The organism is Arthrobacter endolithicus, from assembly GCF_026627425.1.
Classification (GTDB): Bacteria; Actinomycetota; Actinomycetes; order Actinomycetales; family Micrococcaceae; genus Arthrobacter_M.
Window position 1 is genome coordinate 159,827 of the sequence record NZ_JAPNLH010000002.1, and the last position, 12,530, is coordinate 172,356.

11 protein-coding genes are annotated in these 12,530 nt (G+C 63.0%); 2 read left to right on the top strand and 9 right to left on the bottom strand.

What is annotated here, in order from left to right:
* The first annotated feature begins 17 nt into the window (after positions 1 to 17).
* On the top strand, positions 18 to 1,643 hold the full coding sequence (locus OS914_RS02530; protein ID WP_420713844.1) for a DUF349 domain-containing protein: 1,626 nt from the start codon (positions 18 to 20) through the stop codon (positions 1,641 to 1,643).
* Between the two features lie 92 nt (positions 1,644 to 1,735).
* Positions 1,736 to 2,347 (top strand): type IV toxin-antitoxin system AbiEi family antitoxin, encoded by a 612-nt coding sequence (locus tag OS914_RS02535; protein WP_267544491.1) that lies wholly within the window; start codon positions 1,736 to 1,738, stop codon positions 2,345 to 2,347.
* A 13-nt stretch (positions 2,348 to 2,360) separates the two neighbouring features.
* On the opposite strand, the gene OS914_RS02540 is transcribed toward OS914_RS02535, so the two are convergent.
* The 9 genes from OS914_RS02540 to pdxT form a co-directional block, all read right to left on the bottom strand.
* Complete coding sequence (locus OS914_RS02540; RefSeq protein WP_420713845.1) at positions 2,361 to 4,745, bottom strand: RelA/SpoT family protein; 2,385 nt, start codon at positions 4,743 to 4,745, stop codon at positions 2,361 to 2,363.
* A gap of 117 nt (positions 4,746 to 4,862) precedes the next feature.
* The gene (gene secF / locus OS914_RS02545; RefSeq protein ID WP_267544492.1) at positions 4,863 to 5,888 is read right to left on the bottom strand and encodes a protein translocase subunit SecF; all 1,026 of its coding nucleotides are present in this window, start codon (positions 5,886 to 5,888) and stop codon (positions 4,863 to 4,865) included.
* Entirely contained in the window at positions 5,885 to 7,690 is a 1,806-nt protein-coding gene (secD, locus tag OS914_RS02550; protein WP_267544493.1) for a protein translocase subunit SecD, read from the bottom strand. The genes secF and secD overlap by 4 nt, the downstream gene beginning before the upstream one ends.
* 114 nt (positions 7,691 to 7,804) lie before the next feature.
* Positions 7,805 to 8,281, bottom strand: a complete 477-nt coding sequence (gene yajC / locus OS914_RS02555) for a preprotein translocase subunit YajC (protein ID WP_267544494.1) — start codon at positions 8,279 to 8,281, stop codon at positions 7,805 to 7,807.
* A gap of 159 nt (positions 8,282 to 8,440) precedes the next feature.
* Positions 8,441 to 9,499, bottom strand: coding sequence for a Holliday junction branch migration DNA helicase RuvB (gene ruvB / locus OS914_RS02560; protein ID WP_267544627.1), 1,059 nt, complete (start codon positions 9,497 to 9,499; stop codon positions 8,441 to 8,443).
* Positions 9,500 to 9,557: 58 nt separating this feature from the next.
* Positions 9,558 to 10,214, bottom strand: coding sequence for a Holliday junction branch migration protein RuvA (gene ruvA / locus OS914_RS02565; RefSeq protein ID WP_267544495.1), 657 nt, complete (start codon positions 10,212 to 10,214; stop codon positions 9,558 to 9,560).
* A gap of 96 nt (positions 10,215 to 10,310) precedes the next feature.
* Positions 10,311 to 10,910 carry a crossover junction endodeoxyribonuclease RuvC gene (ruvC, locus tag OS914_RS02570; RefSeq protein ID WP_267544628.1) on the bottom strand — a complete coding sequence of 200 codons (600 nt, stop codon included), beginning with the start codon at positions 10,908 to 10,910 and terminating at the stop codon, positions 10,311 to 10,313.
* Positions 10,907 to 11,662 carry a YebC/PmpR family DNA-binding transcriptional regulator gene (locus OS914_RS02575; protein WP_267544496.1) on the bottom strand — a complete coding sequence of 252 codons (756 nt, stop codon included), beginning with the start codon at positions 11,660 to 11,662 and terminating at the stop codon, positions 10,907 to 10,909. Before OS914_RS02575 ends, ruvC begins: the two co-directional genes overlap by 4 nt.
* A 3-nt stretch (positions 11,663 to 11,665) precedes the next feature.
* Entirely contained in the window at positions 11,666 to 12,511 is an 846-nt protein-coding gene (gene pdxT / locus OS914_RS02580) for a pyridoxal 5'-phosphate synthase glutaminase subunit PdxT (protein ID WP_420713846.1), read from the bottom strand.
* Positions 12,512 to 12,530: the final 19 nt, after the last annotated feature.

Genomic DNA, 12,530 nt, shown 5'->3' on the forward strand with positions numbered 1-12,530 from the left:
GCGAAAGACTTTTAGCGGTGACAGACAGTCAGCAATCCGACGACATGGCCAGGATCCACCGGGTGGACGAGGCCGACCAAGCGGCAACTCAGGCGGCGGCCGCCGAGGCTTCAGCACCCGTACCTTCAGCGGCCGAAGCTCCGGAAGCCGAAACTTCAGTGAACGAGGCGCCGGCAGCGGAGGCGCCCGAAGCCCAAGACCCGGAAGCCGAGGTGCCCGAAGCCGAAACTCCTGCGGCCGAAGAAGCTCCCGCACCCCGAGCGGTTCCGGCTCCCGCACCTGCTGCACCGCAGATCCCGTCTCCGGCGGCGTTCGCTGCGCGGCCACGCCCGGCAGTGCCGCTCCCCCGCGCCGAGGGGACTGCCCCCGCGCCGGCGCTGACCGGCATGTCGCTGGCCACCGCCGCCAAGTGGGGGCGGGCCGAAGACGACGGGCACGTCTATGTATTCATCGACGGCGAAGAACATCCCGTTGGGCAGTATCCCGGTGCCAGCACCGATGAGGCGCTGTCGTACTTCGCACGGAAATTCGACGACGTCACAGCGGCGATCACGCTGCTGGAGCAGCGGGTGGAAGCGAAGGCGCCTTCTGCCGACATGCACAAAACCGTTGGGCACTTGCGGGAGCAGTTAGCCGAGCGTAATGCGGTGGGAGATATCCGCGCCGCCGAACAGCGTCTGGACTCCTTGGACCTAGGCATCAAGGCCCTGGAAGCGGCCGAACGCGCCGAGCATCAGGCCGCGCGCGCAATGGAGCTCAAATCCCGGGAAGCAATAGTTTCCGAGGCCGAAGAGATCTCCGCTCAAGACCCGGACGGCATTCAGTGGAAAACCAGCAGCTCCCGGATGAATGAGCTGTTCGAAGCTTGGAAGACCGCCCAGAAGAATGGGATGCGTCTTGGGCGTAATACCGAAGAAGCCCTGTGGAAGAGATTCCGCGCGGCCAGAACCGTCTTTGACCGTCACCGCCGCGCGTATTTCTCGGCACTGGACAGCAATAACTCCGCGGCCAAAACCGTCAAGGAGAACATCATTGCGGAGGCGGAGGCCTTGTCCAGCTCCACTGACTGGGGTCATGCCGCCGCTGAATACCGCCGTTTGATGGATAAGTGGAAGGCATCGCCGCGGGCCAGCCGCAAGGACGACGATGCACTTTGGGCCCGTTTCCGCGGTGCACAGGACAAGTTTTTCGCTGCCCGCCAGAGCATCAACGAAGAGCTGGATCAGGAATTCGCAGCAAATCTGGTGGTCAAGGAAGCGCTGATCGCCGAGGCGAAGCAGCTCCTTCCAATCCAGAACCTGGCCGCTGCGAAGAAATCGCTCCAGTCGATTCGTGATCGCTGGGAAGCGGCCGGCAAGGTCCCCCGTACGGATATGCAGCGCGTGGAGGCTGGCTTGCGTGTGGTGGAGGACGCCGTGCGCAAGGCCGAGGAGGACAACTGGCGCCGCACCGACCCCGAGGCCAAGGCCCGCACCAGCAGCGCCCTCAGCCAGCTCGAAGCCACTATCGCGGCATTGCGTGACGATCTGGCGGCGGCCGAAGCGACCGGAGATCAGCGCAAGCTGAAGAAGGCGCAGGAGGCTCTGGCAGCACGGGAATTGTGGCTGGAGCAAATCCAGAAGGCCGCCGAAGACTTCGACTGAGCAGCACTACCGGCAACGGGTCCGCGCGGGGAGATTTCCACACTTCCTGCGCGGATCTTTTGTTTGCCGCAGCCTGGTCGCAGACTGGGAAGATGCCTGCACCGAGCTCTTCCCCGCCGTCCGACTGGACGGGCACAGTACTCTCGCCTGGCCGGCATTTTAGCCGTACGACCCTACGGGCCATGTTTCTGGATTCGATCCTCCTGCCGGTGTTTGGCGATGCCTATGTCCTGACCGGGACCGCCATCACGCCGGTTCTGCGCGGCCGGGCCCTGGCCCTTGCCACACCCGCCAACCTCGCCGGCCGCGGGATCGCGGGCAGGCTGACCGCTGCCTGGATCTACGGCTGCTCGGGCCCCGGGGCGACCATTACTTTGCTGGTGGACAGCGCGCATCGGGCTGGAGCGCTGCAGCCGGGCAGCGGCTGCACCCTGCATGAAGTGAAGCTCAGCCGCTTTGATATTGCCGTCATCGGTACTATGCCTGTCACGACACCGCTGCGGACCGCCGTCGACCTCGCCATCCATGTTCCCGCTGTGGACGCCCTGCCGGCCCTGCGGGCACTCGCCGCAGATCCAGCGCTGAACTGCCCACTTGGTCTCATCCGTCAGGCGCTGCAGTCCTGTCAACGCGTGCCACATAAGCAGGCCGCACTGGAGCGGATACAGTCGCTGCTGGAGGAACGTATGGATTCTGCCGGCTAAACCGCGTTGGCGATTAGACCCGGCGCTGGGATCCGGTGGTGCGGTAGACGTCAAAGACACCGTCGATGCGCCGAACCGCGCTCAGCACGTGATGCAGGTACTTTGGATCCCCCATTTCAAAAGCGAACCGGGAAATGGCAAGCCTGTCGCTGGAGGTGTGGACGCTGGCGGCGAGGATATTGACATGGTTCTCGGAGAGAATCCGGGTCACGTCCGAGAGCAGGCTCTTGCGGTCCAGGGCCTCGACCTGAATCTCCACGAGGAAGACGCTGGACTGGGTCGGCGCCCACTCCACGTCAACGAGCCGTTCGGGTTCGTTTTTCAGGTGCACCAGATTCCGGCAGTCTGACCGGTGCACCGAAATGCCCGAGCCCTTCGTGACGAACCCCGCGATCGAATCCGGAGGCACCGGCGTGCAGCAGCGCGCCAGTTTGACCAGCACATCCCCCATGCCATGAACGATCACGCCGGAGTCCGAGTAGCGTGGCCGGCTCGGCACGCCGGGAGCGGCTATTTCGGCGACTTCGTCCTCGGCGATGTCGTGGCCGCCGAGGGACTCGACGAGCTTTTCGACGACGGACTGTGCGGATGTGTGGCCGTCACCGACGGCGGCGTACAGTCCGGTAATGTCCACATAGCGGAAATCCTGGGCCACTGCCAGCAGGGCATCGTGGGTCATGAGTCGCTGCAGCGGAAGGTTCTGCTTGCGCATGGCCCGGGTGAGGAGCTCTTTGCCCTTTTCAACGGCTTCTTCACGGCGTTCTTTGCTGAACCATTGGCGGATTTTGTTCCGGGCCCGCGGGCTCTTAACGAAGTTCTGCCAATCCTGGCTGGGGCCGGCGCCCTCGGCCTTGGAGGTAAAGATCTCCACCCAGTCACCGTGGTTCAGTTCGCTGTTGAGCGGAATCAGCTTGCCGTTGACCCTGGCGCCGATGGTACGGTGGCCCACCTCGGTGTGTACGGCATAGGCAAAGTCCACCGGTGTGGACCCGGCCGGCAGCGCCATGACCTCGCCCTTGGGCGTGAAAACAAAGACTTCCCGGGCGTTCATTTCAAACCGCAGGGAATCAAGGAACTCACCCGGATCCCGGGTTTCCTGCTGCCAGTCCACCAACGTCCGCAGCCAGGTCATGTCGTCGCCGGCCGCGGTGGCGGCCGGACCGCCCTTAGGCTGGTTCTTATACTTCCAATGCGCCGCAACGCCGTACTCGGCGCGCTGATGCATTTCCAAGGTACGGATTTGGATCTCCACGGGCTTACCGTCCGGGCCGATCACGGTGGTGTGCAGGGACTGGTACATATTGAACTTGGGCATCGCAATGTAGTCTTTGAACCGGCCGGGCAGCGGGCTCCAGCGCGCATGCATCTGCCCCAGCGCGGCATAACAGTCCTTGACCGAGTCGACAAGGATCCGCACGCCCATCAGGTCGTTAATATCGTCAAAGTCCTTGTCGCGGACAATCATCTTTTGGTAGATGGAATAGTAGTGCTTGGGCCGGCCGGTAATATTGGCATGGATCTTGGCCGTCCGCAGGTCCTCGGTGATCTGGTTGCGGATGACCGCCAGGGACTTTTCCCGCTCTGGGGTCCTGTCCCCGACCATCCGCACGATCTCGTCGTAGACCTTCGGATAAAGTGCGGCGAAGGAAAGATCTTCAAGTTCCCACTTGATCGTATTCATGCCCAGCCGGTGGGCCAACGGAGCAAAAATTTCCAGCGTCTCCCTGGCCTTGCGGCCCGAAGATTCGGCAGACACGAAGCGCCAGGTCCGTGCGTTATGCAGGCGGTCCGCCAGTTTGATCACCAGCACCCGGATGTCCTTGGCCATCGCCACGACCATCTTGCGCACCGTTTCGGCCTGCGCGGACTCACCAAAGGTGACCTTGTCCAGCTTGGTGACACCGTCAACCAGCGTGGCCACCTCGTCACCGAATTCCTGGCGGAGCTGATCGAGCGTGTAAGGCGTGTCCTCCACGGTGTCGTGCAGCAGGGCCGCGGCGAGGGTAGTCCCGGACATGCCCAGCTCACCCAAAATGGTGGCGACGGCCACCGGATGCGTAATGTACGGGTCTCCGCTCTTGCGCTTCTGTCCCTGGTGGCTCCGCTCCGCAACGACGAACGCACGCTGGATGAGGTCAAAATCCTCTTTCGGGTTATTGGCCCGTACGGTGCGCAGCAGCGGTTCCAGGATCGGGGAATAGCCGCTGCTCCCACGTCCGGTCAAGCGGGCTAAACGAGCCCGGGTACGCTCCCGCCGACCAGGGAACGTCGGGCGCAGTTCCGCAGGACTTTGACCGGCCTGCCGGACTGCCGCGGCCGCGGGCGTTACCGCCGGCTGCTGTGGCTCCGGAACAGCCGGTTCCACCACCTTGCCGGTCGCGCCGCCCTGCTCGTTCACTGCCGTGTCCCTCTCCGTGGGCCAATTCTCCTCCGTTCCGCTGGTGACGAACCGTCGAAAATGGATTCCTATTATTCTAAACCCCGCCCGATCGCTGCGATGCCGGCCTGCGAGGGGCTAAGCAGTGACCGCTGAGGAATTGTCGCGCTCGGTCTGGGCCGCTTTTTCAGCCGCCCGACGCTGGGATACCCGTTTGGCCTGCTTCACCAGCGACGGCTCATGCATCCGCAGCCACGCGTACATCGGAGCTGCAATGAAGACGGTGGAGAAGGTGCTGACAATAATGCCGATGAACAGCGCGAGCGACAGATCCCGCAGGGTTCCCGCGCCGAGCAGGAAGGCCCCGATAAAGAGCACCGACGCAACCGGGAGAACGGCAACCATCATCGTGTTGATGGAGCGCACCAGTGTCTGGTTTACGGCCAGATTAACTTCCTCGGCAAAGGTGCGGCGCGTGGAACTCTCCACATCTGACGTATTTTCCCGGATTTTGTCAAAGACCACCACGGTGTCATACAGCGAGTAGCTCAAAATCGTCAGAAAGCCGATAATAGCTGACGGCGTCACCTCGAAATCGCTGGCTGAGTAAAGTCCCGCCGTGGTAAACATCACCACCAGCAGGCCTATAATCGCAGCCACGGACATACGCCAGGTACGGAAGTACAACGCCATCAGCAGCGTAGCCAGCAGCACGAAGACGATCAACCCGAGGACGGCCTGCTTGGTCACGTCCGCCCCCCAGGTGGGGCCGACGAAGGTCGAGGTGACATGATCCTCGTTGACCCCGTACGCCTTGATCAGCGCTGCCTTGACCTTGATGGTCTCATCGTCGGTTAGCTTGTCCGTCTGGATCCGCATAGTGTTACCGGCGATATTGGCAACCCGCGGCACGGTGCCCGGGACAATGTCCGTCACGGCACGCTCGCCGATGCCCGCATCCGTGTGCTGCACATTCGAGACAGTGAATTCCGAGCCGCCGCGGAAGTCGATCCCCAGATTGAACCCCCCGCGGATAATCGGCATCAGGATCGAAAGAATTACTACTACGGCCGCAATGCTGAACCAGATCTTGCGTCTGCCGACGAAGTTGTACGAGCGCTTGCCCGTGTAGAGCTCATTGCCGAAGGTGGCGAAACTGGTCATGATTTGTTCTCCTTGGCCGCATCCTGCGATCCGTTGGACGGGGATGGCGAACCGGCGCCCCTGCTGCCGGCCATTTGTTCCTGCCGAGCGGCGAGCCGCCGCTCGGCGATGGTCTGTCGACGCTCCGCCTCCGCCAGCGCCCCGGAATTCTTACCCTTCGGGACCGAGGAAGAACCTGACTTCGCGCCGCCCTTCACCCCAAGTGAGACCTGCACCGGCTCGCGGAACCGACCCGCTCCACGGTACAGCGGAACCGCTCCCAGGCGCTTGGGATCCAGGCCGGAGAACCGGTGGCCCTCGCCGAAGAACCGGGTCCGTGCGAGCAGCTGGAGAGTGGGATGGGTGAACATAAACACGACAATCAGGTCCGCAATGGCTGTCAGGCCGAGCGTGAACGCAAAGCCACGCACGTTCCCGACCGCAACAAAGTACAGTACGACGGCGGCGAGCAGGTTCACTGCCTTGGAGGCCAGTACCGTCCGCTTGGCGCGCCGCCAGCCATTCTCCACCGCGGCAACCAGGCCGCGTCCGTCGCGGAGCTCGTCGCGAATACGCTCAAAGTAGACGATGAATGAATCTGCCGTCTGGCCGATTGCCACGATCAGGCCTGCGACACCGGCGAGTGAAAGCCGGTAGTTCTGGGTCCAGCCAAGGATGGCTATCGCCAGGTAGGTCAGCGCACCGGCAACCACCAGCGAGAAGATGGTCACGAAGCCAAGGGCGCGGTACTGGAACAACGAATAAACCACCACCAGCAGCAGACCGATTACGCCTGCCAGCAGACCCATTTCAAGCTGCTGGCCACCGAGGGTGGCAGAGATCTGTTGTTCGCTTTGGATGTCGAAACTGATCGGCAGGGCGCCGAACTTGAGCTTATCCGCCAGCGATTTCGCCGACGCTTCGGTGAAATTGCCGGTGATGGACGAGTTCCCGTCCGCGATGACGGCCTGTGAAACGGGGGCGGAAATCACACGCCCGTCGAGCACGATCGCGAACTGCGCCCGCGGGTCCTGCGGGTTTGCCTTCAGGAAGCCGTTGAGCCGGGAGGTGACTTCGCGGAACTTGGTGGCGCCGTCGCTGTTGAACTTCAGGTTCACGGACCACTGGTTGGTGGTGGCGCCCTGAGCTCCCTGCTGCAATCCGTAGCTGGCACCGCTGATGTCCTTACCCGGTACCTCCACCGGGCCGAGGATGTACTTCGCCCCCGAGTCCAGCTGACAGGAGATGACGGGCTTCGCCGGATCGGCGTTCGTGGGAGCCTCGGTCACCGGAGGGACGCAGCTGGTGGTTTCAAAGGTCTTGTATAAAGCTGTGTCGACCCAGTTTGGGTCGCTGGCATTCGTGGGCGCCGCTGTCGGAACCGGCAGCTTGTCCGGGGCCAGCATCTGGGCCGCCGGAGTGGCAGCTCCCGGGCCGGTCGTGATGACAGGTCGAAAGGACATGTCCGCGGAGGCCTTGATGAGGTCACGAGTCGCCGCCGAGGGCGTCCCCGGCAGACTGACAATCACATTGCGCCCGGACTGGGTACTGATTTCGGATTCCGACACGCCGGATCCGTCCACGCGCTGTCGGATAATCGACACGGCCTGGTTCAGCTGTTCGTCGTTGATCGACTGCCCGCCCTGCACCTTGGGCGTCAGAATCATCTGCGTGCCGCCCTCAAGGTCGAGCGCAAGCTTGGGCGCCCAACTGGCCTGGCCCCAAATGGAGCCGCCGCCAAGCAGCATGGCGAGTGCAATAAAAATAATCCCAAGCCACAGCAGTGTCCTGCGGGCCATCGATGTCGGACGAGTACGTGCCATCAGTGGATCTTTCTCTTCGTCAATGGCTCCCGACGCAACGCGGCCGCTCCAGCCCTATGGGCCGGAGCGGCAAATGCGCCGTGGTTCCCGCGGGAACTTCTCGCCTGGATGAGACTAGTTGTCGTTTTTGTTGTCTTTATTCAAACGCAGGATCGTCTCGTCAGCGCTCTCGCTTACGTTGCCTGCACCGGCATCGCCATAGGCCCGGGGGTGCGGATCCGCCTGTCCGTCTGACGGCATCCCCATCAGGGATGATGCGTCGTCCGGAACCGCCGAGTCATTCTGGACCGGGGCTGTGATCTTAGTGATGGTCTGGCGGTGAACCGTTGCAGTATTGCCCGGCGAAAGTTCAAGGACAACCTTATTCTCGGCGTCGTCAATCGAGAGCACCGTGCCGAACAGGCCGAAGTTAGTCATCACGGCTACGCCCGTGGCCAGCTTCGCCTGCTGCTCCTGCTGCGCCGCCTTTGCCTTCTTCTGGCGGCGGAACATCATCAGGATGACTACGGCGAAAAGTGCGAAAAGGATCAGTGTCATTGGGTCAAAGCCGCCCGCTTGAGGTTGGTCTGCGGCCAGAATGCTTGTGAACACAGCTGAGGTCCGTTCGTTTAAGTCGATGGGTTCCGGAACAGTCGAACAACGTGCCGGAGGTCATACCAGTCTAAGCTGTTTTTTCCAGCATCGGCTTCATGCACCGTCGAGGCGTTGCGGAAACTGCGCTCCGGGCACCTCTCCGGCGGAGAATTCAGCTCAGAATATCTCGGGGGAGAAATCGTCAGCACAGACATCCTCCTCCAGCGGGAGCAGCGGCTGCAGCGCCGCACCCACGGCCCCGGGCGGCATGTGCAGACCCAAATGCGCCCAAGCCGGCGCCATCGCGATCCGTCCACGGGGAGTCCGTCCGAGCAGCCCTTCACGGACCAGGAAGGGCTCGGCAACGGTTTCCACTGTTTCCGGTTCTTCCCCCACTGCAATGGCCAGAGTTGATAGTCCCACCGGCCCGCCGTTGAATTTAGTGATCAGGGCGTGCAATACGGAGCGGTCCAACCTATCCAAACCACGGGCATCAACCTCGTACATATCCAGCGCGGCAGATGCCGTGCGTGCGTCAATAGTGGATACCGAATGGACCAAGGCCCAGTCCCGCACGCGGCGCAGCAGCCGGTTCGCAATCCGGGGCGTGCCCCGGGACCGTCCGGCGATTTCCGCGAATCCAGCACTGGTAAGGGACAGATCCAGAAGCCCCGCCGAGCGGCGCAGCACCAGTTCCAGTTCCTCGACTGAGTAAAACTCGAGGTGACCGGTGAAACCAAACCTGTCCCGTAGCGGCCCCGGCAGCAACCCCGCCCGCGTCGTCGCGCCAACTAAGGTAAAGGACGGCAGCTCCAGCGGGATGGCCGTGGCGCCGGCGCCCTTGCCCACCACAATGTCTACCCGGAAATCCTCCATCGCCATATAGAGCATTTCCTCCGCGGGCCTGGACATGCGGTGGATCTCATCCAGAAACAAGACCTCGCCTTCGGAGAGCGAGGACAAGATTGCCGCCAGGTCACCCGCGTGTTGGATGGCAGGCCCAGAGCTGATCCGCAAGGGTGCGTTCATCTCGGCCGCGATGATCATCGCCAACGTGGTTTTCCCCAGCCCTGGCGGGCCGGACATGAGGACATGGTCGGCGCTGCGGCCCCGCAGCCGGGAGGCTTCCAACACGAGCGAAAGCTGCTTTCGCACGCGCTGTTGGCCGACAAAATCATGCAGATTTTTTGGCCGCAGCGCCGCTTCGATGGCCCGCTCTTCCGGCTCGCCCGCCAGCGGCGGGACTGGTTCCGGGGAAACCACCGAGCGGACGGCCTCCGCGCCGGGCTCATGCTCAGCCACGTGCGCCTGCCCTCCCCGCGGACGATGCGCGGGCTACGTCCTGGCCGAGCCAGCGCAGGGTGGCCCGCAGAATCGCCGCCACGTTGCCGCTTTCCAGCAGTGCCGGGTCATCCGCCGTCGCCTTATCGATGCTCATGGCAGCGTCCTTCTCGGACCAGCCCAGCCCGGTCATTGCGGCGATCACCTGCGGCTTCCAGGCAGCGGAGCCGGCCACACCGGCCGCGGCCGAGGCACTCCCGCCGGTACCTTCGGGGAGCAGCTTTCCGGTCAGTTCGAGAACAATTCGGCCGGCAACCTTGGGGCCGATCCCGGGGACCTTCGTGAACGCCTTGCCGTCGGCGGCCGCCACGGCGACCCGGATGGTTTCCGGCTCGTGCACCGCCAGTACTGCCAACGCCAGCCGTGGACCGATTCCGCTGACGCTCAGCAGCACGTCGAAAACCTCGCGTTCGCTGCCGTTGGCAAACCCGTAGAGCGTCATCGAATCCTCGCGGACAATCATCGAGGTAACCAGCGTGGCTTCCTGACCCGTGTGCAGGCCGCCAAGGGTCTTGGGTGCGGCATGGACCAGCATGCCGATTCCGTGCACATCAATAACGGCCGATGAGAGACCGATCTGCGCCACGGGCCCGCGAACAAAGCTGATCATAGGGAAACTCTCCGGGTTAGTAGCGGTCTGGGCTGTGGATAGAACATATCTACTAACACAGTAGCGAAGGCCACGGACATTGCAGGAACGCCACGCTCAACGCCAGCCGTGCGCTGTCTTCTCTTTGTTCTTTTTTGCCTTGGCCTCGGCGTCGCGCCATAGCTTTTGCGCCGCCGTCGCACCCGTCGCGCCGGTCGCGCCCAGACTGGCCGACCCCGGCCCCGCCCGCCAGGCATGCGTGATCGCCAGCGCCAAAGCGTCGGCCGCGTCGGCGGGAGTGGGTGCGCAATCGAGGCGCAGGATTTTCGTCACCATCGTTGTCACCGCAGTCTTGTCCGCCCGGCCGCTGCCGGTGACGGCGGCCTTCACCTCCGAAGGCGTATGTAAAGCCACCGGGATGCCGCGGCGGGCTGCGGCCGCAATCACCACTCCAGAGGCCTGCGCCACACCCATCACCGTACTGACGTTGAGTTGGGAGAACACTCGTTCAACGGCCAGCACATCGGGGTTGTAGTCGGTGAGCCACTTGTCGATCGAGTCCGCAATCACCAGCAAACGCGCATCAAGGCTATTCTCCGGGGTGCTGCCGACCACGCCAAAGGCGACCAGTGTTGCCGTCCGGTTTGCGGCGACGTCGACAACGCCAAGCCCGCAGCGGGTCAGACCCGGATCGACGCCTAGAACGCGCAGCGTCAGTCCTCGTCCAGCTCGGCCATGACCTCGGCGCTGACGTCGGCGTTTGAGTAGATGTTCTGCACGTCGTCCAGATCCTCTAGGGCATCGTAGAGCTTCATGAACTTACGGGCATGCTCCACATCCAGCTCCACTTGCATAGAGGGCACAAAAGCGGCGTCATCTGTGTCGTAGTCAATCCCGGCCTCGGTCAGGGCCGCGCGGATGGCCGGCAGGTCCTGCGGCTCCGAGATCACCTCAAAGTTTTCACCGTCATCCTTGACTTCTTCCGCGCCGGCGTCCAAGACGGCGAGCAGAACATCATCCTCCGAGAGATCTTTCTTGGGCAGCGAGACCACGCCTTTGCGGGCGAACATGTACGCCACGGAGCCTGGATCCCCCATATTTCCGCCGTTACGCCCCACCACCAGGCGCACCTCGGAAGCGGCGCGGTTCTTGTTGTCGGTCAGACACTCGATCAGAATCGCCGTGCCCTGCGGCCCGTAGCCCTCATACATGATCGTCTGGTAGTCCACGGCATCGCCAAGCTGGCCGGAGCCACGCTTGATGGCCCGGTCAATGTTGTCCGCCGGGACGGATGTTTTTTTGGCCTTGGAGACGGCAAGTTCCAGCGAAGGATTGCCTACCAGATCCGCCCCGCCGATCCGGGCGGCGACCTCGATGTTTTTGATCAGCTTGGCAAAAGACTTAGCACGGCGGCCGTCAATAACGGCTTTTTTGTGCTTGGTGGTTGCCCATTTGGAGTGCCCTGACATGCTTTACGCTTCTCCTCTAATCATGCGGATGAATAGCTCATGAATGCGGCGCTCCCCCGTTACCTCCGGATGAAAGGAGGTGGCAAGCAAATGCCGCGATCGCACTGCCACCGCTCTGGTATTACCTTCAATTCTAGCGGTCCGGGTGTTTTCCGGCTGCCCGGAGCCCTCTTCCGGCGCAAGTGCGGCCGCGGGAAGCTGCACGGAGGCGAGCACCTGCACCGAAGCTCCGACGCGTTCCACCCATGGCGCGCGGATAAAAACCGCGTGCACCGGTACGCCGGACCGGGGATGGTTCGGTGCCCAGGCACCGGCCGTGCGGTTGGCCAGGGCCGCATCGGTCGGTGACACTTTCGCAAGGACCGCACTAGTGAGGACCGCATCATTAAGGACCGCGTCATTGAGCGCCGCGAAATCAAGATCCGTTTCAAAGGACTCACGCTGGCGGCCAAAGGCATTGCGCCGCACGGTGATATCCAGCCCGCCCAGGGTCTGCTGGGCGTTGCCGTCCCGATCCCTCGCCGGGTCGGCGATCTCATCGGCCAGCAGAATCATCCCAGCGCAGCTGCCGTACACCGGCATTCCGGCGGAGATTCGCTCCTTCAAAGGCTCGGCAAGGGAAAAGATGCGCGTCAGCTTGTCGATCGTGGTGGACTCTCCCCCGGGCAGGATCAGCGCGTCAACGTCGGCCAGTTCGGTTGCTCGTCGCACGCTCACGGCACGCGCTCCGCAGGCTTCGATGGCACGGGCGTGTTCACGGACGTCTCCCTGCAGCGCGAGGATACCGACGGTCAGCGGACGGTGCACGGGTCTTTCAATAGTCACCAAGACATCATAGTTCCCGCCCATACCCGGCAACCGCCCGGGC